Raw genomic sequence first — 26593 nt, forward strand, 5'->3', positions numbered from 1 at the left:
CAGAGCTATAAGGGCAAAATTTGAAGTTAGTTATTAGTTTTCAGTGCTAAATCAAGTTAAGTCTAGGATAGAAATGGCGGCTGTAATTAAGGCTATTTTTACCATTGTAGCTTCTGCTTTTCTAGTTTATGGCGTTGCTAAAGCTATTGATTTGACAACAGCCAAAGAAGTAAAAGAACCGAGAATAACTCTGAATATTAATGATGAAAATAGGGATAAGTTTGGAGGAAAACATGCTAATTTTTTATTGTCTGTTAATCCAGGAGACAATACTAAGTTATGAACGGAGAGAGCATTTAATTTATATAACAACAATTTAACTTCTGGTAGTTTTTTTGAAAACGCAAAATCTCAACAGAATTTAAGTCTTGTTACTGATGAATTGAAGAAAGCATGTGAATCAAAATATAAGACAGATAAAGATATGGGGAACGATTCTTTATGGGCAGAGGTATGAGCTTATTGTTCTATTGATGGTAGAAATTATGAATGAGAAAAACAAAACTAGTGCTTTTTTAACTTTTATAAATGATCCAATATATGCAAAAGAATATTTTTGATAAATGTCTAATTCAAAAGGGGGTTTATAGAAACTAAACAATTAATATTTTGAGTTGTTTTTTCCTTTTCTGTTAAGGGTTAAAATATAGTGTGTTTTTAGCGAAAAAAATGGCACACCTGATAGGATTCGAACCTATAACCTTTTGATCCGAAGTCAAATGCTCTCTCCATTGAGCTACAGGTGTTAAGGTATTAAATTAACAGTGTTAACTAAAAAACTATTAACCTAATAATAGGATATTTAATGTTAGTCGATTGAATGATAGATAAGGAGGAGGCGAATGGGAAAAGGTTTGTAAAACCTGACCATAATGCCTGGCTAGTTCCTGACTTTATTGCTGCATGTAAGAATTTTGAGAATGAATTTGGACTTAGTCTGTGAGAAGCATTGCTTGAATATGTAAGTTATCACAATCCATATTGTGCTTACCTAGGAAGATCTTATGAAGGAGAGGTTGAATTGTATCCTTTGCTTGAGTACAACCATGAATTAAGAAGAGCAACTCTTAAGAAAATATTCTTCATTTCAAAACAAGTTAAGACTATATTTACTCATGATTATCTGGAAGAAGGAAGCAAGAATCCAAATGCAACACCATTCTTTAATTTACTTAATAAGAACATTGCAGAAAAGTATGAAGAGTATCCAGAATTGGAATTTATGGTTGTTCACAATAATATTGAGCCTTCATATGCAAAAGAGATACTTATGAGAATTTCTTTCTACAGAAGATCAGTTAAAAGGTTGTTTGTTTTAGAAAATGAGGCAGTTGGGATAGATTACAACAGTTCAAATATAGTTGCCATCGATTTTGATTTGAGTTTCCTTAAGGAATGCAGATTTTTATATGCTAAAAGGTATTCAAATTTTGAGGAGTTGCTGCCCAAGAATTTGATTATGACTGTTAGTTGTAAGTTAGATTTTGTTTTACCTGAGATTCCAAAACAACTTAGAAGACAGCAACTATTGGATTTAAGTGATGTAAATAACTAATGGCGTTAGTTTTAATTAATACACTGCAGGAAGCAAAAGATCATATTTTTAATGATCAGAATGTGTTGCTTATGGCTAGTGCTACGTTTTGTCCTCCTTGCAAATTGTTGACACCAGTTATTGAGAGTATTGCTAATGATTTTAAGGATAGAAATATTGTTTTTTTGAAGGTAAATTTGGATGATGTTAGGGATGTAAATGATTTATTGTCTGTGGGATCAGTTCCTACACTTATTTTTTTCAAAGATGGTCAAGAATTGCATAGAAGTATTGGATTTTCTGATAGAGAATCAATAGTTTCTCGTTTGAAGCAGTTCTTTCCTGGTGAGTAGTTCATTGAGTAGCGAGCATATAGCTTACAGCTATGTGCTTACTGTTGTTGCCTACTGCTTGATTCTTGCAGTTAGGAAGATAAGACTAAAGAAAAAACAAGGTTTAGATTTTTTTATTATTCCTAAGTTAAATATTCATGGTATCTCGGGGATATCCATGATGACGGCTATGAATATAGCCTTGATAATTACTATTTCCCTTCTGAGTAATCAGATTATGGGAATATTCTTTAAGGTTTATCCTGGTGCTAGGTTCTTAATAGAGAACATTCTTATTAAGTTAGGAGGAATCTTGTATGGACCTTTAATTGGTATTTTTATTGGTTTTACTACTGATTTACTTACTGTTATTTTTACTTCTTCAGTACTTAACTATGGTTATTTCTTTTCTGCCATGATGAATGGTTTCTTAGGTGGTTTAATTCATCAGATAATAAAGATTCAGAATGATAAGGGGAATTCCAAGAAAACAGCTTCTTCAATAGGATTAGCCTTAGTTTCTTTATTTTTTGTAGGGATTGTTTTGAGTGTTAATGCTGAAGGGAAGGAATTTAGTGCAAGAATATTGTCTTTCTCAATTTCTTTACACTGGGGTATATTGTTTGGAATAATATTTGCACTTACAGGAATTGCTATTGCATTGCTAGCAATATCTAGTTTTGCTAATAAAAATGTGGATAACGAGAAATATAACTACAAGGCATGAATTCATATCATGTCTAAGAAATATTTGTTTTTTCTAATACTTGTATGTAATAGTGCCATATACATATTGATTGACATTATTGCTCTTCCTATGTTTGACATTTCTCTTTCTACTCTTCCATATGAGCAATTCTTAATCTGTAGGATTATTACTTCTATTCCTTCTGTTATTTTGTTTTCTTACTTGATTCACTATATATACAGATTGCATTCAAGTATTAGTAGCAGGAATTCAAATGATGCTAAGGGTATGACTGTTGGTGTACAACCGTTTAAGGAAGAGAAGAAAAAGGATTATTTACCCAAACTGATTCATTAACTCTTTTAGAAGTTCCTTCCCTTCTTCTGTTAGATATCTTCCTTTATTGTTTTTTGATATTCAGGAGTTTGAGTATAGATAGGGTTCTATTTTGTTGACTATTGTTTTTTCATCTACATTTATTCTGTAGCTTATAGAAGTTAGAGAACAGCAGTTTTCTTTTAGGGAGTTTAAATATTTAATATCAACTGAATTTAGGCCTTTGTACAGAAAACCGCATTCTTTGATTATTTCTTTTATAGGAGCTTTTTCGTAGGCTAAAGAGTAGTCCTTTACTCTTTTTAGTATTCTTACTGTGTTTCTCGGTATTCCTCTGGAAGAATCTACTATTTCTCTAATATCTTCTTTTTGTAATGTGAGTTCCATTTTTTTGGCTATAGATTTAACTATTAGAGTCAATTCTTTTGGTGTGTATTCATCTAGATAGAAGACATATCCAAATCTTTCTTCTAGAGCTTTTGTTATGTCTCCTAGATTTGTGGTTGCTGCAACTACTGTGAAATTAGGATGAGGAATTCTTATTGTTCTTTTGTTTAGGTTTTTTCCTACTATTAGGTCTATTATTTTGTGTTCTAGGACTGGATAGAGTATTTCTGCTATTTTGTTATTTATGGCGTGTATTTCATCTATGAATAAAACATCTCCTTTCTTTAGCGAACTTATTACTCCCATTAGGTCTGAAATGTGATTTATATTTGCTCCTTGGATGATTTTTATCTGTGATTTAAGTTCATAGGATATTGCGTGAGCTAATGATGTTTTTCCTACTCCTGGAGGGCCATATAAGAGAATGTGGTCTAGGGATTTTTCTGAATTTACTGCTGCTTTAATACCTATTTTTAGAGCTTTAATGATTTTCTCTTTTCCTATAAATTGAGATAAGTTTTGTGGATTTATCTTCATTTTTATTTGTTTAGGGAAAGCAAGGCTAAGGTTTCCTTTATTGCTTCTTCTAACTTAAGACCTTCTATACCTCTTGTTTTTCCTTCACTTATTAGTTTGAAATTTATTTCGTTTAGAGCTGCTTCTGTTTTGTCTTCATCTAGTTCCATTTCTTTGAGTACTCAGATAACTTCTGATCTGATATTTCTTTTTTCTGTTGGAGAAATTAATTTTTTTAGAAGTTCTTTATTTGATGGTTTGCTTAATGAGCCTATGATAAGGGGTAGGTATTTTTTGGAAATGTTTGCTATTTTTTCATGATTTTGATCTAGTAGAGCATCTATGAGAGAATAGGTTCCTCCCATTGAATTGATGATTGAAATAGCTCCTTTTGATCCAATTCCTTTTATTGAGACTAAAAATCTAAATAAATTCAGTGTATTTGAGCTCAAAAAACCAAATCTATTTATTATTAGAATGTTTGAGTTGTCAAGTTTCTGCTCTTCGTAGGTGTGTATTTTGTATTCTTTTTCTGTTAAGAAGCTGTCTTCTTTTGCGGTTCATAATTTGATACCGATTCCATTATTAGTTTCGATAATTATGTAATTAGTGTCTACTAATTTGATTTTTCCTTTTATGAATTCCATTTCTATATCCTTATTAGATTTATTTGGGTAAAAAGGAATAAATTATGTTTTTTACTACATGGTTTACCGCAACCAATCTATTAAAGAAGGGTTTGGGTATTTCTTTACTCTTAGCTGGGGGTGGCTCTCTTCTACATTGAGTAGTTATTAGTCCTGAAATAGAGGGTTCAAAAGCTAAGAATTTACCTGGATCAACTCCTGTTTTAGATAGTAGGAAAGGAAATCCTTATAAGTGACAGCATGGAGATATGTCCTCTGCAGGAGAGTTTTCTAAATTTGATGGTGTTCCGAACATATTTCCTAATCTAACTTCTGCTTATCTGAATGGAAACACTAAGTCAAGGCATTTGTCGGAATTACATAAGTCTTTAAGGGAGCATGTATCTAAGAATGAAGATGTATGGTATGTTTGGACAGATAAGACTTATAAGAATGATGCTATTACTCAGCAAAGTGCTGCAAGATTGAAAAGAGACAATGTTAGTATGTCTCATATTTCAGCTATTGAGATTCCATATAAAAGTCATCAGTTTGTAAGGAACGTTAATTCTTTAACTAAGTCACAGATAATTCAGGATTTACTCTGATCTTTGATAGAGGAGTCAACAGAAGGGAAGTTTTCAGTTAGACCTGATTCAGTAAAGATTGATTTTTCTATAGAGAAGCCGTTATTTGACGTATCTAATTCAGGAGATCAGGATGTATTTCCATTACCTGCTAATAAATTAAAGAACTTTAAGATTCATTTCAAAGTATTTAATTACAGTCAGAATGTTGTTAAGGTATTCAAGACTATACCAATAGAGCCTTTAAGAGAGAAAGAGATACGTATTCAGATTGATAGTGCTGAGATTAGACCTTTTCCTGTTTCTCTTTGAATAGGGATGCAGTCTGCTGTTAAATGAGGATTGTTGCCTACAGATGATAATCAGTTTAACTTGAGTATATATGAGATCTTTCCTACATTAAATACCAGACACTTAAAACTACCTGATCTTTCTATTATCTATGGAAGAAGTAGATTTATCTCTGACTCTGTTGCTTCTCCTTCCTATTCTAGGATGGTAAATACACCTACTTATAAAAACCTTAAAGATGCTGTTGATCCTTTCTTGATAGGTATTACTCCTAAACAGATTGAAGAGGATTTAGAGACTTGGTATGGTTCATTGGCAGCTTTCCATACAAGACTGAGAATACAGGATGTTCGTAAGTTTTTGAGGATTTTGGAGATGCCAATTACAAGTGGTGATGATCATAAGACTTATTCAGTAATAGAGAACTTTGTTAAACATCCTCACTTTAGAAATAACTTCTATAACTTGATTTTCTTCAATGAAACAGGTAGGAAGATGGTTGATAAGGTTTTTGATACTACAAGGGAAGACTCTGTTAATGCTAAGGAGTTGTCTGCAATGTTGAAGGCTCTTGCAAAACAACTTGAGACATTGGAGAACAATATGAAGATTACATTTACTTGGGAGAAGAAGCCAGAGTTAGTTGTTTCTAACGTTGAAGATCAGTCTCCTTATCCTGCTGTATCCTTTAGTTTTTCACAGGAGTTTTCATGAGATCAAGAGATAGTTATTCCGTTTAAGGGGTGTTGGGATGATGATGGTAATAATTTTGAAAAAGATACCCAAAAAGATAGTTGTTCAGGCAATAAACAATACTTTGATTTATCAAATAAATTAGATGGATTAGATGAGATTCTGAAACCTATTGCAAGTTCTATTAGTCCATTTATATTTGGTTTAATTCCTAGTGCTAAGAAATTTATTGGTTGAGAGCAGTGGAAAATTGGTAATAACGAAAAAGTAACAAATAAATATATAGCTCATCACAGTCCTATTTCTCCTGCGATAACTAAGACAAGTGACTATTATGAGCAGACAAGAATGGCTGCAGGATGGAAAGCTCTAGATGTTAAGGTTGTGCATGATATGAGCCAATTCCATGAATTTGTTCATAGTGTTTATTCCAAGATTGATTCTTATAAAGATTTAAATGGAGTGAATATTACGAATTTTGCATCAACTATTGCTGCGGGAGCTACTTTATCAAATGAAAAAAAGAAAAAGGAAATAATGAACGATCTTGTTGCTTTCGGGGTTCATTTGATAAATCAGTCGTTCGATGAAAGTTACTTTAAAAAAGATCAAACATCTCCAGAGAATCAAAGACCATGGCCAGTCTTTTTTAAAACTTTATTGCAACAGCCTTTCAAAATTGATAGTACACAAGTTTTTGCGGGATACAGTAGAGCTATATTTGATGTAGATGAATTTGTTTTAAAGAATACTAAAGAACAACAGCAACAACAGAAATCAGGGGTAACAAAGAATGTTTACAAGATTTCAAAAGATTGACAATCTAAGGATGTAAATGGAAGCAAAAATAGTTCAATTAAAGAATGAGATTATCCAGCTAAATATAAGAGCGAAAGCGTAAAAAACATAGTTCAGAATTATGAAAATACTTATTCAAGTAACTTCCCTAAATCACCTATGATCTTTGATTTTCCTTCAAATGAAAAATGGAATTTGTTTTTGCGACAGGAAGGAGCAACCTCTACTGGATTTATGAGGTACAGGGATAATTTGAAAAATATTATGTTAGAGGCTTTACATAATAAGCATATTCCTGGATCTAATCCTCCAACTGCCTTAAAACACTTCCCAGACCAGAAATTTATTAATTGAAATAGGGTAAAAATTAGTGCCACTCCTATAGATTTGGAGAAGGCATTGAGATCAGTGCTTGCTTTAACTAATCAGTGAAGTACGATATTTAATGCTTATGCTAAAGTAAAACTCCACTCTATGTTAGGTGAGATGATACAAAGAGATCCAATGCTTATTACTGTGAATATGATGATGGAGGATGGTACTTTTAGATTTATAAGAGATCCAATGGTTTTTTCTATTAATTCCGTTTATAGTACTTATCAGTTTTCAGTTCTTCCAAATCTTGATTTCGATAAGATTTCAACAGATTTGAAAGATTTCATTAAGAGAGTTGGGATAAATTAGTTAAATCAGCTTAGTAATAATCGTCTTCGTCGAAAAATTCAAGTTGTTCTTCTTCATCAAGTTCTAAGTCTTCCTCCATTTCTTCTAATTCATTTTTTCAAGTTTCATCTTCTTCTCAAAGTAGATCGTCTTCTTCATCTTCACCTCCAGGAATAAGTAGATAAATTCAGTTATTTAGAAGTAGTTTCATGGGACTGTTTTTCTCGTTCTTGTAAAAAAATTTTCGAGATTATATGGTTTCTGGTTTTTTGTAGGTTTTTAAAAAAGTAAAAAATAAAAATTTCTTCACTTATAAAATGATCTTTTGAAAATTAACTTATTTCTTTTTTCATATATGGCCAAAGAATAAAAATTTGAAAAGATACCTGTTCTGTAATATAATTAATCACCGTCAGATAGTTTTTTGAAAACTGAAAGTCGTCTGTTAATTTACTGAGAGTTTGATCCTAGCTCAGAATTAACGCTGATGGCATGCCTAATACATGCAAGTCGAGCGGACTCGCAAGAGTTAGCGGCGAACGGGTGAGTAATACATATTTAACATACCCCCCAAAAGTGCATAGCTACCCGAAAGGGTAATTAATACACTATAGGAGGCTCCGACACAAGTCGGGGTCTTTAAAGGCCTTGGCCGATGAGGGATTGGAATATGCTCTATTAGCTTGTTGGCGGGATAAAAGCCCACCAAGGCAATGATAGATAGCTGGTCTAAGAGGATGAACAGCCACAATGGGATTGAGATACGGCCCATATTCCTACGGGAAGCAGCAGTAGGGAATCTTCCACAATGGGCGAAAGCCTGATGGAGCGATGCCATGTGAACGATGAAGGTCTTTTTGATTGTAAAGTTCTTTTATAGGAGAAAATAATGATTGTATCCTATGAATAAGTGACAGCAAACTATGTGCCAGCAGCTGCGGTAATACATAGGTCGCGAGCGTTATTCGGATTTATTGGGCGTAAAGCAAGCGCAGGCGGACGGACAAGTTTTGTGTTAAAAGCAGTTGCTCAACAATTGTTTGCGCTGAATACTGTCCGTCTAGAATACGGTAGGAAGTTTTGGAATTTAATATGGAGCGGTGGAATGTGTAGATATATTAAAGAACACCAGAGGCGAAGGCGAAAACTTAGGCCGTTATTGACGCTTAGGCTTGAAAGTGTGGGGAGCAAATGGGATTAGATACCCCAGTAGTCCACACCGTAAACGATGGATATTAGATGTTGGGACTTGCGTCTCAGCGTTGTAGCTTACGTGTTAAATATCCCGCCTGGGTAGTACATATGCAAATATGAAACTCAAAGGAATTGACGGGGACCTGAACAAGTGGTGGAACATGTTGCTTAATTCGATAATACACGAAAAACCTTACCAAGGTTTGACATCCCCAGCAAAGCTATAGAAATATAGTGGAGGTTATCTGGGTGACAGGTGGTGCATGGCTGTCGTCAGCTCGTGTCATGAGATGTTTGGTTAAGTCCCGCAACGAGCGCAACCCCACTCTTTAGTTGTTTTTCTAAAGAGACTGAACAGTAATGTATAGGAAGGTTGGGATCACGTCAAGTCATCATGCCCCTTATACCTTGGGCCGCAAACGTGTTACAATGTTGAGTACAACGTGCTGCAAACCAGCGATGGTAAGCAAATCACTAAAAACTCATCTCAGTCCGGATAAAAGGCTGCAATTCGCCTTTTTGAAGTTGGAATCACTAGTAATCCCGTGTCAGCTATATCGGGGTGAATACGTTCCCAGGTCTTGTACACACCGCCCGTCAAACTATGAGAGGGAGGGCCATTCAAAAACGTATTAATTTGCGTCTAGAGTGAATCTCCTGATTGGAGTTAAGTCGTAACAAGGTACCCGTACGAGAACGTGCGGGTGGATAATCTTCTTTTGAGAGTTTGTGTAAAAGCAAACTAATTTATAGTGAATGAGGTTTCAACTTGATTATGATCACGGCAAAATAGTTCTGTGATCTGTAAAGATCAAGGCGGATGACTTTCAGCTTTGAGAGAACTAATGCAGTTGCTCTCTGAAGATTGTTTTTTGAAAGTAGAAAAGATAATAACCGAGTTAACTTAATTAAAAGTAAGTTAATCATGCGTGAATAAACAAAGGGCTAGAGGTGGATTTCTTGGAAATGGAAGGCGATGAAAGACGTGCTAATCTGCGATAAGCCTGGGGGAGCCGATAAGAGGTTGCGATCCCAGGATCTCTGAATGTAGAAATACGACAAACCTTATGGTATGTCATCAACAGGTGAATCAATAACCTGCTGAGGCGAACCTTGCGAAGTGAAACATCTCAGTAGCAAGAGGAAAAGAAAACGAAGTGATTCCCTAAGTAGTGGTGAGCGAAAGGGGAGGAGGACAAACCATCCTTCGGGATGGGGTTGTAGGACTCTAATATGGTGGCGCCTGCGAGGGCGTTTTGATAAAGGAGAAATTTTTGGAAAAAAATGGCAAAGAGGGCGAACCCCCCGTATCTTAAATATCATGAACACTTATGAGTATCCTGAGTAGGGCGGGACACGTGTAATCCTGTCTGAATCTGCCCAGACCATTGGGTAATCCTAAATACTAACCATTTACCGATAGTGAACAAGTACTGTGAAGGAAAGATGAAAAGAACCCGGAAGCGGGAGTGAAATAGAAACATGAAACCCCTAGCCTACAAAGAGCCAGAGCTCTATACGCCCCGCAAGGGGATGGACGAGTGATGGCGTGCGTTTTGAAGTATGAGCCGGCGAGTTATTGTTGCATGCAAGGTTAAGCCGACAAAAGCGTAGCCTAAGCGAAAGCGAGTACTAATAGTGCGATTAGTATGTGGCAATAGACCCGAAACAGAGTGAGCTATCCATGGGCAGGTTGAAGGCGGGATAAAACCCTCTGGAGGACCGAACCGACTGCCGTTGAAACGTTAGCGGATGACCTGTGGATAGGGGTGAAATTCCAATCGAACTCTGTGATAGCTGGTTCTCGCCGATATAGTTTTAGGACTAGCGTTGGATTATCGAGGTGGCGGAGGTAAAGCACTGAATTCATGATGGCGTGCCCTGCATGTACTGAATGAAATTAAACTCTGAATGCCGTCAACTCTATTCCAGCAGTGAGACTACGGGGGATAAGCTTCGTGGTCGTGAGGGAAAGAGCCCAGATCAACAAATAAGGTTCCAAAATTTAGCTAAGTGGGAAAGGAAGTATCAATTCGTAAACAACTAGTATGTTGGCTTAGAAGCAGCCATCATTTAAAGAGTGCGTAACAGCTCACTAGTCTAGTTTTTTTGCACCGACAGTATAACGGAGCTAAGCTAAATACCGAATTTTTGAGCTCTCTGTATACCAGACGTAAACGGAGAGCGGTAGGCGAGTGTTATATAGGCGATGAAGCTTGAGCGGGAGCACAAGTGGAGCCTACATAAGTAAGAATGCCGGCGTGAGTAACGTATGAAAGTGAAAATCTTTCTAGCCGATTGACTAAGGTTTCCAGGGCAAGGGTCGTCCTCCCTGGGTTAGTCGGTCCTAAGATGAGGCCGAAAGGCGTAGTCGATGGAGAGCGAGTTAATATTCTTGCACTAATTTGATTGGCGATGGGATGACGAAAGAGGTTAATATGGGCGGGTTATTGGATTCCCGTTTAAATTCTTAGTGGGGGGAGTAGGCAAATCCGCTCTCCGTCAACCGCGAGGGATGAATACGAGCGAAAGCTATTTTGCAACTAGCGAAGCCATAAACATCATATTTCCAAGAAAATTCTCTAGCTTAACAATCAAGTAACCGTACCGAGAACGAACACACGTGGTCAAGGAGAAAATCCTAAGGCTATCGAGATAACTACAGTTAAGGAACTCTGCAAAATAGCCCCGTAACTTAGGGAGAAGGGGTGCCTATCAGAAGGTAGGTCACAGTAAAGAATGAGGGGGGACTGTTTAACAAAAACACAGCTATATGCAAAAGTGAAAACTAAAGTATATGTGGCGACACCTGCCCAGTGCCAGAAGGTCAATGAAGGCCGTTAGCTTATGCGAAGCGTCTAACTTAAGCCCTGGTGAACGGCGGCCGTAACTATAACGGTCCTAAGGTAGCGAAATTCCTTGTCAGGTAAATTCTGTCCCGCTTGAATGGTGTAACCATCTCTTAACTGTCTCGACTGTAGGCTCGGTGAAATCCTGGTGAGAGTGAAGACACTCTCTCGCCGCTGGGGGACAAAAAGACCCTATGAAGCTTTACTGTAGCTTGATATTGAAAAAAACCAATGAATTTAGAGAATAAGTGGGAGACTGAGAGGACTAGGCGCCAGTCTAGTCGGAGTCGACAGTGGAATACCACTATTTCTTTGGTTTTTTTCTTACATTCGACCCCTTATCGGGGGAATGGACAGTGTTAGGTAGGCAGTTTGACTGGGGCGGTCGCCTCCTAAAAAGTAACGGAGGCGTGCAATGGTGCCTTTAGCATGGTTGGAAATCATGTGCAAAGCATAATAGTATAAGGGCGCTTGACTGCGAGATATACAAATCGAGCAGGTAGGAAACTAGGCTATAGTGATCCGGTGGTTCCGAATGGAAGGGCCATCGCTCAACGGATAAAAGCTACTCTAGGGATAACAGGCTAATAATGTCCAAGAGTTCATATCGACGACATTGTTTGGCACCTCGATGTCGACTCATCTTATCCTGGGGCTGAAGCAGGTCCCAAGGGTTCGGCTGTTCGCCGATTAAAAAGATACGTGAGTTGGGTTCAAACCGTCGTGAGACAGGTTGGTCTCTATCTCCAGCGGCCGTTGGAAAATTGAGGAGATTCGTTCCTAGTACGAGAGGATCGGAATGAACATACCTCTAGTGTTGGAGTTGTCGCGCCAGCGGCATGGCTCCCTAGCTAAGTATGGAATAGATAAACGCTGAAAGCATCTAAGTGTGAAACTAACTCCGAGACTAATTTTCCCGTCCCTTCGGGGACTAAGAATCCTAATAGAAGATTAGGTTGATAGGGCACCTGTGTAAGCGCTGTAAGGCGTTGAGCTACGTGCTACTAATAATTCGAGTGAATTTACGCATTACTTATAAAGTTAGCTCTCTATTATCTTTTCACTTTCTAATATGAAAAACAATCTGATCTGCGCGGTGAGGATAGTGCGGGGGAAATACTTATACCCATTCCGAACATAAAAGTCAAGCCCCGCACGCCATCTCATTCTTAACAGGAAGTTAACGATAGAGTTGGTTTGCCGCGCTATTTTTCATAGCAACATAAAGTTGCAATACAGCAAAACGAAATACAGGTCATTTGAAATTTAGAGAAAATATTTTTGAATTGTTGATTTTGATTAATGTTTAAAAATGTTTTCTCAATTGACCAAAACATTGATTTATTTAATTTTTTATGATTTATGTCGATGATTTAATTATCTTTGTAAATTAAAAATCAGAAACTCATGGATCCCACAAAATTAGCCGTAGGAGCTGGAACAGCTGTATTAATAGCTGGTGGCGGTTACGGAGTAAGCACATTATTTAAAGGTGGAATGCCTGATTATTTTTCCTTAGCAGCTCAAACCAATAAATACACTACAGATTTCCCAGATTATTTTGTAGATATAGATCACAAAGATAGCAGTTCATGATGAACTTGAGTTTACAACACAAGATATTGAGTTGGTTCAGATGGAAAGACGATTGAAGAAGAAGCAAGACCCGCACCAAAAAAGGCTTTTGAAAATTTAAAAGATGCGGAAGGGATTAAAGGGGCTTGTAAGAAGGTTTATGAAGCAGATAAGGCAAAAGTTAAGTCAGATAATAATCCTACAAATAACGATGAATTTGCAGAAGTAGATGTTTGAAGATACTGTACAGCAATTAAGAAGAAACCAAAGACGATTCAAGAACAAACAGGTGAGTCTTATTCAACTTCCGGCACGTATGGGCAAGCTGATCCAACCAAGCTAATTTCTGTTGAATCTCCTGATAATACATCTTTCTGAAAAGAACAACAGAGATTGTTCTTTAAGGGAGGAGGGAATAGAAGTGGCTCATCGCTAAAAAATAATTCTGCATTTCAAGATTTATATGAAGGTTGAAAATCAGGTAAATCAGTAAAGGATGATGCTCTCAAGAAAACATGTAAAGATGCTTATGGACAGCCAACAACATCTTCTCAGAATCCTAATAAATATCCAGAAGCAGATGTGTTTAGATATTGTTCTTTAAAGCGAACTAAAACTTCTTAATTCTATGGATCCAACTAAATTAGCTGCGGGGATAGGTGCAACTGCTGTATTAATTGCAGGTGGAGGATATGGAATAAGTGCTTTATTAGCAGATGGAATGCCAGATTATATTGTTTTGTCCAAAGGAGAACCTACACCTACCGATAGTACAATAGGTAAACTATACGGCAACTATCTAGTAGCTCCTTATGGCTCTAGAGGAAAAACTAATATCTCTGACGAAACTAAATCTAATAGCAAAAAGTGATGAGAGTGATCTTATAGGAGGTGAGAAAAAGACTTTAAGAAAGGAAGTCAATTAAGTGATGCATTTAAAGATGACAAAAAAATAAATTCAGGTTTTTCTGATGTTACTCCTGAAGCCAATAAAGCAAAAGCTTTAAATCAAGTTTGCGAGGATGTTTACAAGAAAACAGAGAACGATATAACTCCTGATACCGACAATAATAAAAAAAGACTTAGAGATGATATGTGGAAGTATTGCTCTTTTTTTGGAAGGAAGCCAACAACAGTTAAAGAAAAAGATGGAGAGAGTTATGATGCAGGAAAATATGGACAGACTAAAGAAACGGAACTAATTTCTATTGATGATCCATTAAATAAATTATTTTGAGAAATAAGAAATGAAGAATTTTTTGGAAAGCCTTCTATTGACGGTATAGGGGTTGGTTTACAAGAAACAGATAACTCTTTGTTTAAGTCTTTATATGATAGTAAGAGTTCTCAAGGTAGAGGAACAATAAAAAATGCTTGTAAAGAAGCATATTCTCTAACTTCTAATGAAACAGGAACAAAGAAAGCAAAACAAGATAGTGTTCTTAAATTCTGCTCTTTAAAAGGAAAAGATAGTTAATTATGTCTGTATTAGTTAAAGCAGCAGCTGGTTTAGGTGCAGCAGCAACAGTAGCTACTGGAGGATATTTCTTATTTGCTGGAGGTTCAATAGAAGTGTTTGTTATTTCGGAACAAGGAAGTGTTGATAGTGCCATATATGGCACAAATACATTTGGAAATGCGTATGCTGATTATATGGCTGATCCAGGAGAGGAAAAGAATAAGCCATTTTGGGAAGAGTCATTTAAAAAGTGGCAGAATGATAAAAATGTAAAGAAAATACAATTTGGAAAAAAATTTGAAAATGTTGGGTTTGCGTACAAAGGTGATCAAGAAACAAACAATAATACAGCATTAAATCAAATTTGTAAGGCTGCTTTTAAGGAATCAAAGGAAAATGTTGCGAGCAACGTTGATGATACAGATACAACCAAATTTAAAGAGTCTGAAGTCTGAAAATATTGTTCAGCATCAAGAACTGGTTCTAAGCCGGTTTTATTGAAAGATTCACAAGTTAAAGAAGATGCTGATTTAATTGCAGCAACAGAAAGTCCAGAGACATGAGGTAAAAAATCTAAAGAACATTTAGTTTCAACAAAAGATACATCTAATGATTGATTCTGAGAGTTAAGGGAGAAGAAGTTCCGTTCAGAACAGGACTCAACAGAGGCAAGCGAGAAGAATATATTCAAGACTAGAAAGAAAAGCGGAAATACAGTCAAACAAACTTGTCAACTTGCATATGTTAAAGATTCAGGTAGTTCAGCAGATGTTACAGATGCTGATCTTAAAAAATATTGTTACTTTGAAAAAACAACTCAATAATCGATGGATCCAACTAAATTAGCCGTAGGAGCGGGAACAGCTGTTTTAATAGCTGGAGGAGGTTACGGAGTAAGCACTCTATTTCAAGGAGGTATGCCTGACTATGTATCTTTTTCTACTACAACCAGCGCCCTTTATGTTTTTGATTCTCCGGATTATTTTGTAGATATAGATCATAAAGATAGTAGTTCATGATGAACTTGAGTTTACAACACAAGATATTGAGTTGATTCAGATAACAAGACAGCTGAAAAAGAGACAAGACCTACACCAAAAAGAGGTTTTGAGAATTTAAAAGATGCAGAGGGGATTAAGGCGACCTGTAAAGCGGTTTATGCTGCAGCAAAAGAAAAAGTTAAGTCAACAGGAGAACCAAGTACAAATGAATACTTTGAAGCAGATGTTTGAAGATACTGTACAGCAGTTAAGAAGAAACCAATAGTTGTTGGTTCGACTTTCAAACCAGGTTCTACAAGCGAAAAAGAAGATAGTGAATATTCTAATGGAACCTTTGGAAAGGCTAATAAAGATAAATTAGTATCTATAACAGCCAAAGATAATGATTCTTTCTGGCAAGAACAGCAAAGATTGTTTTTTAAAAAGCAAGGTAATAGAAGTGGCGCATCTTTAAAAAATAATTCTGCATTTCAAGATTTATACGAAAATTGAAAATCAGGTAAATCAATTAAGGATGATGCTCTTAAGAGTTTATGTCAAGAGTCTTACGGAAAAGTAGAAGCAACAACATCTTCTCAAAGTCCTAATAAATATCCAAAGGAAGATGTATTTAAATTCTGTTCTTTAAAAGGATCCAGTAATTAAATATGTCACCATTGGCTAAAGCTGCAGCAGGCGCAGGAACTTTGTCAGTTATTGGTGGTGGAGGTTATTTGGCTTATGACAATCTAATTGATACTGGAATTCGTGTTCTAGTTGATTCTGGGAAATTTAAGGAGACATATAAAGATACAAATTTATTTGGCGCCAAATATGGTAGATATTTAGTTGATCCTGAAAGCTCTAAGAATAAAGAATGATGATCAGGTGCTTTTGGGAGATGAAGCACTTTTAAAGTTCAAGATGGTAGTGCTTCTAAGTTGAATGATGCGTTTAAAAATGATGAAAAGGTTAAAAGAGGATTTGGTTCTGTTGAAACTGATTTAAACAAGGTTTGTGAAGTTGCTTATAAGAAGTCTGAAACAGATATAAAAAACACAAGCAATACTAATTACGAAGACAATGTTTGACAATTCTGTTCTTTATTAGAAGGAAAACCAAAATTTATTGGAGACAATGAGTATACAAACCAAGTAGGAAAAGATCATAAAGATAAGGCAGTATCTGTTACGTCAACTGATAAGCAAAATAATAGCTTTTGAGATCTAAGAAATAAAGAGTTTTTTGGTAATAGAAATGCTGCTTTTAAAGGAGATAAGTCATCTAATGGTACTGTATTTAGAGATTTGTTAGAAGGAAAAAATAATGTTGATACTGTTAAAGCAGCTTGCAAAAAAGCTTATGAGACAGATAAAACTAATGGAACTTCTACACCAACCGAATTAGAGAATGATATTAAGAAATTCTGTTATTTAGTTCCTGAACCGGCTCAGTCATAAATTAAACATAAGAATATGTCAACACAAGCGATTGCAGGGGCTGCTGCTGGAGCAGCATTGTTAGGCGGAGGAGGAACTTTGGCTGCTTATGCAGCAGGAGCTTTCGAGAAAGAGCCTGTTAACACTTATAAAACTCAAGTTTTAGCGGATGATACAGTAAAAACTAAGGAATATATTGGCGATTCAACTGAGAAGATAAAGAAGCATTTAGAAGGAGATAAGAATCCTAAATATTCAGATACTTTGAAGGGTGTATGAGATGATATGGCAGATGATGCAAAGAAGACAATGCAGAAGCCATCTGAAGAAAAAGATAATTTATTTTCGGAATCTAATTTAACTTCTAAGAAAGGTGAAATATCTAATTTTGTAAACAAATGATGTGAAGCAACATCTAGAGAAACACTGCAAGAAAAACCAAGCAATGAGACTTCTCCAGAGGGCAAGAAATGAAAAGCATTTAAAGATGCTTGTTTTTATAAGGCAAGTACATAATTAGTTTTAGTTTCATGGTAAATCTTTTTTTGATTCTTAAAAAATATGTTTTTTCAAACGCTGTTAATGGTTTCAAAAATATTAAAAATGAAGTTTTCCGCTTTGTGTTTAGATTTTTATTTATTTACTGTTGCAAACTTTAACACCAATTAAGTAGGAAGATTGTTTTATGGATCCAACTAAATTAGTTGTAGGAGCAGGAATAGCAATTTTGGTAGGCGGAGGAGGATATGGAGTTAGTGCTTTATTTAGTGGCGATGGTATGCCTGATTATGTTGTTTTGTCTGTAGGAAATCCTTCATCTACTGCTGATACATTAGGTAAGCTTTATGGAAATTATTTAGTAGCCCCCTACGGATCTAGAGGCAAAGAAAGCAATGGAGATGTAACTAAATCTAACAATAGTGATTGATGAGAGTGATCCTATAAGAGATGAGAAAAAGACCTTAAGAAGGGAAGTACGCTAAGTGATGAGTTTAAAGATAATCAGAAGATAAATGGAGCTTTTTCTATTACTACCCCTACAAGCGGCACAGCAAAAGCTTTAAATCAAGTTTGTGAGGAAGTTTATGGAAAGCAGAAAGAAGACATAACACATGATACTGGCAATCCAAATAAAAAAAATCTTGATCATGATTTATGAAAGTACTGTTCCTTCTTCACTGCTAAACCTAAAACTATTTCTGAAACTTATTCAAATGGTAGTTATGGACTAACTAAAAAAGCAGAACTTATTTCAGTTAAGGATTCAAGTAATAGTAGATTTCGAGAGGCGAGAAATAAGGAGTTTTATGCTTCTAGCGGGGATAAATCAGGAACAAATGCTACTAGTGGAGTATTTAAAACTGCTTTTGATGGCAGAAATAAAAATAAAAAACACGTAAGAGAAATATGTTCTGGTGCTTATTCAATAACCAAAACTAATAATGAAACAAGTTATCCAGAAAATGATGTTGTTAAGTTCTGTTCATTAGGATAATGTCAGTAGCAAAAGCGGCCGGAGTTGCAGCGGTTGTTGTTGGAGTAGCTGGAACAGGTTATGGAGTTTCTGAGTATTTAAAACGACCTTATTTACTTTCTTACTTTTTGTCTACTAGTGATGGTCAAAGTAAAAAAGGGGAGTATGAGCATCAATTAGGAAAAGTTGGCGGGAATAGTGATGTTTTTGTTGCCGATATGAAAGAGAACGAGAATTGATGGAAGAATAGGTTTGAGGAGTTAAAGGAAAAACATAAGGCGAGAAGCGCCTTTTTTACTGACGCAACTACTTATAGTCTTGATACTTCTTCGTCTTCAAAAGCAATTAATAAGTTGTGCGATGCAGCATATAAGAAACATGTTTCAGAGTTTTCTGAAGATGAGTCTTCAACAGAAAAGAAGAAATACAAAAAAGACGTTGAGTTATTTTGTACTTTATCAGGCAAAGAAGGTTCTATTGTTTTAGGAATAGAGGGAGTTCCTACTACTTTAAAAGGACAAAGTGGCTATTCATCAGACAGTGATAAGTCTAAATACGGTTATAAACATGCTGATAAGTTAATTTCTACAGCAGCAGATAGAAATAAAGTATTTTGAGAAGAAAGGGTTAAGAAGTTGGTTGCAAACAACACTTCTATTGAGACAGAAGGCTTTTTTAAAGATAGTTTTAAAACCGAATTTGAAGGTTACAAAAGTTCAACAAATGACTCTAGTAAATTAAATACAGCTGTTGAAAAATTAAAGGAAGGTTGTAAACAACAGTATGGAAAAACTTCTGACCCAACAGCTACAGATAAAGCTAAATGAGAAGAGTTTTGAAGGTTCTGTTCTGTTGATGGAAGTGTTCCCGGTAATCTAATATCAACATAATAAAAGTATGTCATTAGAAAAGGTAGCTGTTGGTGCAGGTGTTACTGTTTTGACTGTAGGAGGCGGCTATGGAATAAGTGCTTTATTTACTGGAGGTACGCCGAGTTTTGAAGTTTTGAGAAAAGATCCTAGTTTTGCCCAAACTTATAATGACAACGATGTTATAGGAAAACTATATGGAAACTATTTAGTTGCTCCTTATGGATCTAGAGGCAAAACAAATACTGAAGATACAACCAAATCTAATAATAAAGAATGATGAGAATGATCCTATAAGAATTGAAAAGCAGATTTTGATAACACGCAGACAAAAGGAAATTTGAGTAGTGAATTTTTAGATGATAAGAAGGTTAGTTCAGGTTTTGATGTAACTTCTAAAACAGGTTCTCCCAAAGCTTTAAATCAAGTTTGTGAAGATGTTTATAAGAAGAATAAAACTGACATAACTAAGTTAGATAGTGATGCAAACAAACAAAAACTTCATGATGATCTTTGGAAGTATTGTTCTTTCTTAGAAAAGAGACCAACAACTGTTGAGGAATATTCGAAAGAAAGTTACGGAACAGGAAATGAGCACGGAAAAACTCATAAATCAAAATTAGTTTCTATTGATGATCCATCTAATAAATTGTTTTGAGAGATCAGGAATGAAGAGTTTTTTGGTTCTAAGGAAAGTCCCTTTAAGGGAGACAATTTAGTGGCCTCAGATGATTCTTTATTCAAAGATTTATATGACAGCCCTTTTGAAAGCAGAGGAACAATAAAAGATATTTGCCAAAAAGCATATTCTTTCACTACTGCAGAAAAGGATGGTAAAAAAGTGAAACAAGAAAGTGTTCTTAAGTTTTGTTCTCTAAATTTATCTAGTAATTAAATATGTCAGCGCTAACTAAAGCAGCAATAGGAGGAGGAGCTGTATTAGCCGTTAGTAGTGGGGGCTATGGAATGAGTTTTTTATTTAGAGGAATAATGCCTGATTTTTCAACTTTAGAAGAACAAGAAATAACTACTTATGACACTAGCAAATATGCCAAAGATTTCAAGCCGTTTTTTATAGATGACGTTTTTGAGGATAACCAAAAATGATGGGATTGATCTTATAACACCAGATGGTTAGAGGATAATTCTGATAGTTCAAGTATGAAAGCAAAAAAGAAATTTCAAGGAGTTACAGGAGGTTACAAGGATAAAGATGGATCTGATACTAACTCTTTAAAACAGAAATGTAAGGAAGCTTATGGAGCAAATTCTAATGGGGATGTTTTAGATAGTACAGATGCAACTGATAAATTTGAAACAAAAGATATCTGAAGATATTGTTCTATAAAAGGAGTTAAGCCTGTTTTGGTTTCTGGCTATGCAACTACTAAATTTGGAGGTAAGACTGGTTTAGCTGAAAGTTTGGTATCAGTAAAAGATGAACATAAAGAATCAAACGATTGATTCTGAGAAATAAGAGAAAGAGAGTTTAGAGTTGGGGTAAAGACTAAAAGTAAGAAAACTCAAGAACCTGCAGGAACTAAAGCAAAGACAGGTAAAAAGTTCGATCTTCTATACAAAAATGAAAAAAATAGAACAGTTAAAGAATTGTGTAGGGAGATTTATGAAACTAATCAGAATGATGGTAGTACAAAAAATATAGAAGAGAGCGATATTAAAAGATTCTGTTTTTTAACTCCTGTTACTACAGATAATTAATTTATGAATCCAACACAAGCAGCAGCAGGCGCAGCAGCGGGAACTGCAATAATAGGTGGTAGTTATTTAGGTTACAAGTATCTTTCTATTAGCTGTACAACTATAGCTAATTCAGTAAATAAAGATTCTTATGCTGCTGGAACTATAGGAGGAGATAACAAAGATAAGTTTGTAGATCCTTTACTAGCAGATAATGAAGGTTGATGAAAAGGTGTGTTTGAGGCTTTGAAGCAAGAAAAAAGTTTGCCAAACAATGATTTAAGTGTTGAATTTAACGCTGTAACTGAAGGATTTCAGAAAACTTCTGGGAATAGCACAACTCATTTAAATAAGGTATGTGATACAGCTATTAGGAAAACATAAGCAAGCGTTATCAATGATAAATATTTAAAAAATATTTGAAAATATTGTTCTATAAATCCAAATCTTGCTGATGGTAAAGGAGGAGAGCCGGATGCGAAAACAATTAGTGAGAGGGCTCCAACACCCAGCTTGACAACAGGTAATTTAGGAGCAGTAGAAGACAACAAAAATAAGTTAGTAGCAGATCATGCAGATAATACAACTTGGTGAAATTGAACTTATGAGAATAAGTTGAAACCAGCCAAAGCAAAGACCACTGCAAGCAGCGATTTAGATTCTGCTTTTAATGCTGTAACAGGGGGTTATGGAAACGATTCAACTACTAATTTAAACAAAGTGTGCGAAACACATTACAAAAAAACTGCTTCTAGTGATTTCTCAGATTCAACAAATGAGGCAGAAAAAAACAAAAGAAAGAAAAATGTGGAACAGTTCTGTACTAAAGGAGACAATGTAACTTTATCTCTTAGTTAGTTATGTCAGCAATAAAAGCAGCAGCTGCAGCTGCCTTTGGTACTGCAATATTAGGCGGTGGAGGTTATTTGATTTGAGATAGTTTTACTCATTCAGATATTAAGTATTTAAATACAGATGGTTATGGGGATAATACGTTTGGTAAGAAACATGCAATATATCTTATAGATCCTTATCATCACAGAAATAAATCTGTATGAGAGAAATCATTTGATAGATGAGATATTGCTCAGAGAAAAACACCTCCATCACCAACATTGAGTACAGAATTTGGAGTTGGTAAGTTTGAAAAAGGGTATGTCTCTAAGAGAGAAGGTAATAGTAAGGTATTGAATTTAGCTTGCGAAGATGCTTTTAAGGTGGAAGATAGTAGTTTAACTAGTCAAAGAAGAACAAATACTTGAATCTATTGTTCTGTCTTTGGAGTTGAGCCTAAGCTAGTTTCTAGTGAAACCGGCCAAGACAGTGTTTATAAAGACAAACATGGAGGAAAGACAGATTTTAAAGGTAAGTTAGTTGAAGTTAAAGAAGGAAATAACTATATAAATGCTGAATTTTGAAAAAGAAGAGATGAGGAATTTTTTGATTCTATAAAGCTAGAGAAAGCTTCAGGAGAGAAGTCTTCTGATGGTTCTATATTTAGAATTTTATACGATAAGAAAAATCAACAACGTGGGGATAGTGATACTGTTAAACATACTTGTGAGAAAGCTTATAACAAGGCGATTACGGGCGGAGATGCAAGTATTAAATTTACAGATGAAGATATAAAGAGATTCTGTTATTTAGTTCCAGAAGGGAATTAATTATTGTTAGATGGATCCAGTAAAAGGAGCAGTAGGTTTAGGAGCTGTAGCTTTAGTAGTTGGTGGGGGATATGCCTTAAAAGGAGGACTGGATAGTTGAACACCTGAACATTCTTTTCTATATGAAATGAATGAATTTGAAAAAACTTATGCAGTTGGAACCTTTGGAAGGATATATGGAAAGTACTTAATAGATCCTAATAAAGATCAGGCATGATGAAATAAACAATTTAAGGAGGTTTGAAAGAAAGATTATGAGCCTAAAGCCGGAACAGCTTTAGATAGTAATTTAAGCGATGAATTTAAAAAAGATACAAAAGTAGATAAAGCTTTTGGAACAGATGAGAAAGCTCTAAATAGAGTATGTGAGGCAGCTTATAAAAAAACATCAAAAGATGAAATAAAGCCTGCAACCGATACTGATGAACCAAAAAAGAAATACAGAGCAGCTATCTGAAAATACTGTTCTATATTTGAAAAAGAATTGTTGACAGTAAAAGATGGAGCAGATGAGGGTCTTGATGGGACAAAAATAGGAAAAGCAAAAGAAACAATATTAGCTTCTGTTAAATCTGAAAACAACAACAAGTTTTGAATTCATAGACAAAAAGAGTTCTTTTATGGCGGGAATAGTAAAGAAGGAATAGGCAAGGATGCTAACAAAGAAAAAGCATTTGGAAAACTTTATAAAGAGAAAAATAGTAAGTCTGAAAAAGCAGATGCTTTAAAAGACACTTGCAAAAGCGTTTATTCAGAAGTGTCTACAGATGCTACTTTACAAACAGAAGCAGTTAAATACTGTGGCTTATTGGAAGAAACAACTCCACCTGCCGATAACGCATAGTCTAAAAACTTAAATTTTTTATATTCTCTACATTTAGTTGTTTTATTTGCATAGCTCTATTAATCAGAGATAAAGATGTTTGTGCTTTTTCTGGCTTATTACAATTTCCGCCGACAGTTCAGTTGGGCGCTATGGATCTTCCTAAGAAGATTGAAATTAAATCAGCTAAAGCTCAGAAGATAATAGTAACTTTAGAAGAATTATTTGATCCTGATCTTGCAGGATCTGTTGAAATTAGAGATCGTTTTCATGCTAAGTTAAAGATTGAAGCGGACGCTTGCAAACTTAAAGCTATTGAAGAAGGTTTTATGCCTTTAGCTCATTATTGTGATTTCTGAACTCCAAGAGGAGGGAAAGCATTTTTAATGCAGACACCTTCTCATATTTCGGCACTTAAGGGAGTTAAAGTTATTTGTTTAGTGGATAGTGCTATTTGAGCAGTTTTTGAAGATGTTAGAAAAGATTTTCAGATAGGCAACACAGTTAAGTTTGTAGGAGCTTGAGGAAGAATATATGAATATCAGAAGAGGAAAGAAAAGTTTTTTGTATTTAGTTTGTTGCCTTTAGAAACATATAACTAATTTTTGGTTCTCATAATTTAACTCTGTTAAGTTTGAGAAATTGCAGTAGTACAGAGCTCTTTAGGGTGTTTCTTATAATGTTTCTAATCAAATTATGGTACAAGCATCAAAAGTGGCTTTGGCCTTGACTGTTGTAGCTTCAGCAGTTGTTGGGAGTTATTTACTTATTACATTAGGAACAAGAGAAGTTAAAGAAGCTTTTGTTCTTTCTTCTAGAGATGATTTGAATGGCTCTTATGAAAGTGGTAAGTTTGGAAATGATTATGCAATTTATATGGTTGATCCTGATAATGAGAAGAATAAGTGATGGTGAGAAGAGAGTTATAAGAATTTAAAGAGCGATATATCTAATAGTGATAAGAGGTCTAAATTGTATGAGGCTTTTTATAAAGGGGGTGTTGAGAAAGTTAATTTGGGTTTTGGAACAACAGAAGATTCTCTGAATAAGGTTTGCGATGTTGCTTTTAAAAAGAAACCTAGCGATTTAAGCGAAGAACATTATGGAGACAATGTGTGAGCTTATTGTTCAGTGGTTGGGGCTAAGTATACGTTTGTTGCCGATGATGATTATGCCGGTAAATTTGGTTCTAAACTCGAACACAAAAATAAGATTCTTTCTGTAAAAAATAGTGATAATGAGTCATTTTGAGCAGAAAGGAATAAACAGTTTTTTGGTAGAACAGGAAAGGACGGTTCAGGAGCCGATGCTTCTGCAGGTTCGGAATTTAAAAAGCTTTATGCTAAGGGAGTGGAAAGCAATGGAGAAGGCGTTGATAGCGTAAAGAAAAAATGTGAAGATGCTTATGATGTTGTTGTATCAGACACTTCCATAGTAAAAGATGAAGATATTAAAAGATTCTGTTACTTAATTCCGGAATAGATTTTTATGACACCACAAGTAGCTGGAGGTATAGTAGTAGGGACTGTTTTGGTGGGAGGAACGGGAGTAGGAGTTTACATGCTTGCTACTCGTACTAGTGATCCTGTAACCTTAAAACAAGCGTTAGTGGGCATCATCGATAAGGGCGACTATGAAAATAATGCTAAATTAGCTGGATATGGAACAAATAAAGATGTCTTGGTTGCAGATGTGCCGGAAAATCAAAGTTGGTGAAATGCTAGGTACAAAGAGAAATTGGAAAAAATAAAAGGACAAGACAATAATAGAGCTTTGTCTTCACATTTTAGGTTTGTAGATAAGGGTTATGGCGTTGGTGAGACTGATGCCGCTACTGCCTTAAATAAAGTTTGTGATACTGCTTATAAATTAGACAGAGATGGGTTTAAAGGCACTGAAGATACGGATACAAAGTTTCAGTATAGAAAAGATGTAGAAAAATTTTGTACCGTAAAGGGAACAGAAACTTTACAAGTTGAGTAATGGATCCAATTAAAGTAGCTATCGCCGGAGGCGGAGTTGCTTTGGCAATAGGAGGAGGAATAGGGATTTCTATGATTTCTTCTAGCCCATGAACTTTGGAACAAGCATTAGACAACGATAAGATAGCTCAATCAGAAAAAACAAATTACACAGATGGCAGTAAGTTGTCTGTTTTTGGAGACAATAAAAAGGTGTTAGTTGCTGATATAGAAGAAAATGAGAGTTGGTGGAATGCGAGGTATAAAGAGAAGTTAGAAAAGCTGAAAGATAAAACCACCAATAGAGCTTCTTCTTCTGAATTTCTGGCTGTAAATAAGGGTTATAGCTCTGACGAAGGAGATGTGCTGACTGCTTTGAATAAAGTTTGTGATGCCTCTTACAAGAAGGAAAAAACGGAGTTCAATGGAGCAGAAGGTAGCAGTAATAAAGTAAAATATAGAGAGGATATAGGAAAGTTTTGTACACTAAAAGGAACAGAAGTTTTACAAATTGAGTAGATTGGGTTCAATCAAAGCAGAAGTTTTTGCAGGCTAAGTAAGGAGTTTCTATGATTTTTATCTGGTGTGTTTTGAGACAGTAAAATGAAAGAGGAACAAACAACCTGATTCTAAAAGAGTTAAGAAGAGTTTACTAGTTTGTAGTGACCAATCTTTCGATAGCAGGAATTGCTGTTTTGGCAATAGGGGCAGTAGCGATAGGCGTTTACCAAGGAACTAAAGAAGATAAAGAGGCAATCGCGTTAAAAAGAATAGAAAGAAAAAGCGCATTGAATAGAAGATACACTTATCTTCGAGAACATGAATGGCCACAAGAATTTCTACAATATTGTGACACTTATCAAAAGATGTCTCAATTAGGTTTTTTTAGAGAAAAAGATTGCCTTAATGCTCAAGTAGAAAAATATAAACCTGATAGAGATACATGATTAAAACAAGAATTAGATAAGGAGGAACATAATATATAAGCAGGGTGTTAGCAGTTCGCAAAATTTAATTATTAACAAATTGATAACTTATATATGTTTTCTAATAAACAGATTAATGAGAAGTTAATTTAGTAATCATTTAATACGTAAAAAACTTTAGAGATAATTTACTAATAACTATTATTAGCTTATTTGTATCTATTTATTATC

27 protein-coding genes, 1 tRNA gene and 3 rRNA genes are annotated in these 26593 nt (G+C 35.2%); 27 read left to right on the forward strand and 4 right to left on the reverse strand.

Annotated elements, in window-relative coordinates:
- Positions 1–43 precede the first annotated feature (43 nt).
- Complete coding sequence (locus H6411_RS03815) at positions 44–508, forward strand: hypothetical protein (protein WP_216083321.1); 465 nt, start codon at positions 44–46, stop codon at positions 506–508.
- Between the two features lie 162 nt (positions 509–670).
- Here H6411_RS03815 and H6411_RS03820 read toward each other — a convergent pair.
- A tRNA-Arg gene (locus tag H6411_RS03820) sits at positions 671–746 on the reverse strand.
- Between the two features lie 59 nt (positions 747–805).
- On the opposite strand from H6411_RS03820, the gene H6411_RS03825 reads away from it, so the two are divergent.
- The 3 genes from H6411_RS03825 to H6411_RS03835 are packed head-to-tail and all read left to right on the forward strand — an operon-like array spanning position 806 to position 2911.
- Positions 806–1555: a hypothetical protein gene (locus H6411_RS03825; protein WP_216083322.1), complete on the forward strand. Its 750-nt coding sequence runs from the start codon at positions 806–808 to the stop codon at positions 1553–1555.
- Positions 1555–1887, forward strand: coding sequence for a thioredoxin family protein (locus tag H6411_RS03830; RefSeq protein WP_216083323.1), 333 nt, complete (start codon positions 1555–1557; stop codon positions 1885–1887). The genes H6411_RS03825 and H6411_RS03830 overlap by 1 nt, the downstream gene beginning before the upstream one ends.
- Positions 1880–2911 (forward strand): glutamyl-tRNA amidotransferase, encoded by a 1032-nt coding sequence (locus tag H6411_RS03835; protein ID WP_216083324.1) that lies wholly within the window; start codon positions 1880–1882, stop codon positions 2909–2911. Before H6411_RS03830 ends, H6411_RS03835 begins: the two co-directional genes overlap by 8 nt.
- On the opposite strand, the gene ruvB is transcribed toward H6411_RS03835, so the two are convergent.
- Both ruvB and H6411_RS03845 read right to left on the reverse strand, forming a co-directional pair.
- The gene (ruvB, locus tag H6411_RS03840) at positions 2891–3814 is read right to left on the reverse strand and encodes a Holliday junction branch migration DNA helicase RuvB (RefSeq protein WP_216083325.1); all 924 of its coding nucleotides are present in this window, start codon (positions 3812–3814) and stop codon (positions 2891–2893) included. The genes H6411_RS03835 and ruvB overlap by 21 nt on opposite strands.
- Before the next feature lie 2 nt (positions 3815–3816).
- A complete protein-coding gene (locus tag H6411_RS03845; RefSeq protein WP_216083326.1) occupies positions 3817–4440 on the reverse strand; it encodes a Holliday junction ATP-dependent DNA helicase RuvA in 624 nt (207 codons plus the stop codon).
- A gap of 44 nt (positions 4441–4484) precedes the next feature.
- Here H6411_RS03845 and H6411_RS03850 point away from each other — a divergent pair, with 44 nt between their 5' ends.
- Positions 4485–7472, forward strand: a complete 2988-nt coding sequence (locus tag H6411_RS03850) for a hypothetical protein (protein WP_216083327.1) — start codon at positions 4485–4487, stop codon at positions 7470–7472.
- Positions 7473–7482: 10 nt separating this feature from the next.
- On the opposite strand, the gene H6411_RS03855 is transcribed toward H6411_RS03850, so the two are convergent.
- Complete coding sequence (locus H6411_RS03855) at positions 7483–7662, reverse strand: hypothetical protein (protein WP_216083328.1); 180 nt, start codon at positions 7660–7662, stop codon at positions 7483–7485.
- Between the two features lie 238 nt (positions 7663–7900).
- On the opposite strand from H6411_RS03855, the gene H6411_RS03860 reads away from it, so the two are divergent.
- The 22 genes from H6411_RS03860 (at position 7901) to H6411_RS03965 (ending at position 26422) form a co-directional block, all read left to right on the forward strand.
- A 16S ribosomal RNA gene (locus H6411_RS03860) occupies positions 7901–9365 on the forward strand.
- A gap of 208 nt (positions 9366–9573) precedes the next feature.
- Positions 9574–12523: ribosomal RNA gene (locus H6411_RS03865) — 23S ribosomal RNA — on the forward strand.
- A 63-nt stretch (positions 12524–12586) separates the two neighbouring features.
- Positions 12587–12700 (forward strand): 5S ribosomal RNA (rrf, locus tag H6411_RS03870).
- The 16S, 23S and 5S rRNA genes sit together here, the layout of an rRNA operon.
- 201 nt (positions 12701–12901) lie before the next feature.
- The gene (locus H6411_RS03875; RefSeq protein ID WP_216083329.1) at positions 12902–13693 is read left to right on the forward strand and encodes a hypothetical protein; all 792 of its coding nucleotides are present in this window, start codon (positions 12902–12904) and stop codon (positions 13691–13693) included.
- Between the two features lie 4 nt (positions 13694–13697).
- The gene (locus H6411_RS03880; protein WP_216083330.1) at positions 13698–14546 is read left to right on the forward strand and encodes a hypothetical protein; all 849 of its coding nucleotides are present in this window, start codon (positions 13698–13700) and stop codon (positions 14544–14546) included.
- Between the two features lie 2 nt (positions 14547–14548).
- A complete protein-coding gene (locus H6411_RS03885) occupies positions 14549–15352 on the forward strand; it encodes a hypothetical protein (RefSeq protein WP_216083331.1) in 804 nt (267 codons plus the stop codon).
- A gap of 3 nt (positions 15353–15355) precedes the next feature.
- Entirely contained in the window at positions 15356–16174 is an 819-nt protein-coding gene (locus H6411_RS03890; RefSeq protein WP_216083332.1) for a hypothetical protein, read from the forward strand.
- A gap of 2 nt (positions 16175–16176) precedes the next feature.
- Positions 16177–16968 (forward strand): hypothetical protein, encoded by a 792-nt coding sequence (locus H6411_RS03895; RefSeq protein ID WP_216083333.1) that lies wholly within the window; start codon positions 16177–16179, stop codon positions 16966–16968.
- A 15-nt stretch (positions 16969–16983) separates the two neighbouring features.
- On the forward strand, positions 16984–17463 hold the full coding sequence (locus tag H6411_RS03900; protein ID WP_216083334.1) for a hypothetical protein: 480 nt from the start codon (positions 16984–16986) through the stop codon (positions 17461–17463).
- A gap of 169 nt (positions 17464–17632) precedes the next feature.
- Positions 17633–18442 carry a hypothetical protein gene (locus tag H6411_RS03905; RefSeq protein WP_216083335.1) on the forward strand — a complete coding sequence of 270 codons (810 nt, stop codon included), beginning with the start codon at positions 17633–17635 and terminating at the stop codon, positions 18440–18442.
- Positions 18442–19311, forward strand: coding sequence for a hypothetical protein (locus H6411_RS03910; protein WP_216083336.1), 870 nt, complete (start codon positions 18442–18444; stop codon positions 19309–19311). Before H6411_RS03905 ends, H6411_RS03910 begins: the two co-directional genes overlap by 1 nt.
- Before the next feature lie 7 nt (positions 19312–19318).
- Positions 19319–20185, forward strand: a complete 867-nt coding sequence (locus H6411_RS03915; RefSeq protein WP_216083337.1) for a hypothetical protein — start codon at positions 19319–19321, stop codon at positions 20183–20185.
- Positions 20186–20187: 2 nt separating this feature from the next.
- The gene (locus H6411_RS03920; RefSeq protein WP_216083338.1) at positions 20188–21009 is read left to right on the forward strand and encodes a hypothetical protein; all 822 of its coding nucleotides are present in this window, start codon (positions 20188–20190) and stop codon (positions 21007–21009) included.
- A gap of 3 nt (positions 21010–21012) precedes the next feature.
- Entirely contained in the window at positions 21013–21372 is a 360-nt protein-coding gene (locus H6411_RS03925; RefSeq protein ID WP_216083339.1) for a hypothetical protein, read from the forward strand.
- A gap of 129 nt (positions 21373–21501) precedes the next feature.
- On the forward strand, positions 21502–21846 hold the full coding sequence (locus tag H6411_RS03930; RefSeq protein WP_216083340.1) for a hypothetical protein: 345 nt from the start codon (positions 21502–21504) through the stop codon (positions 21844–21846).
- 2 nt (positions 21847–21848) lie between these two features.
- Entirely contained in the window at positions 21849–22652 is an 804-nt protein-coding gene (locus H6411_RS03935) for a hypothetical protein (RefSeq protein WP_216083341.1), read from the forward strand.
- Between the two features lie 10 nt (positions 22653–22662).
- Entirely contained in the window at positions 22663–23496 is an 834-nt protein-coding gene (locus H6411_RS03940) for a hypothetical protein (RefSeq protein WP_216083342.1), read from the forward strand.
- A 131-nt stretch (positions 23497–23627) separates the two neighbouring features.
- Complete coding sequence (locus tag H6411_RS03945; RefSeq protein ID WP_216083343.1) at positions 23628–24077, forward strand: hypothetical protein; 450 nt, start codon at positions 23628–23630, stop codon at positions 24075–24077.
- Positions 24078–24171: 94 nt separating this feature from the next.
- The gene (locus tag H6411_RS03950) at positions 24172–24957 is read left to right on the forward strand and encodes a hypothetical protein (RefSeq protein WP_216083344.1); all 786 of its coding nucleotides are present in this window, start codon (positions 24172–24174) and stop codon (positions 24955–24957) included.
- Positions 24958–24963: 6 nt separating this feature from the next.
- Positions 24964–25458 carry a hypothetical protein gene (locus H6411_RS03955; protein ID WP_216083345.1) on the forward strand — a complete coding sequence of 165 codons (495 nt, stop codon included), beginning with the start codon at positions 24964–24966 and terminating at the stop codon, positions 25456–25458.
- Entirely contained in the window at positions 25458–25955 is a 498-nt protein-coding gene (locus H6411_RS03960; protein WP_216083346.1) for a hypothetical protein, read from the forward strand. The genes H6411_RS03955 and H6411_RS03960 overlap by 1 nt, the downstream gene beginning before the upstream one ends.
- 143 nt (positions 25956–26098) lie before the next feature.
- Positions 26099–26422 (forward strand): hypothetical protein, encoded by a 324-nt coding sequence (locus H6411_RS03965; RefSeq protein ID WP_216083347.1) that lies wholly within the window; start codon positions 26099–26101, stop codon positions 26420–26422.
- Positions 26423–26593 lie beyond the last annotated feature (171 nt).

Origin of the sequence: Candidatus Mycoplasma haematohominis (assembly GCF_902712995.1) — a bacterium.
Classification (GTDB): domain Bacteria; phylum Bacillota_I; class Bacilli_A; order Mycoplasmatales; family Mycoplasmoidaceae; genus Eperythrozoon_B; species Eperythrozoon_B haematohominis.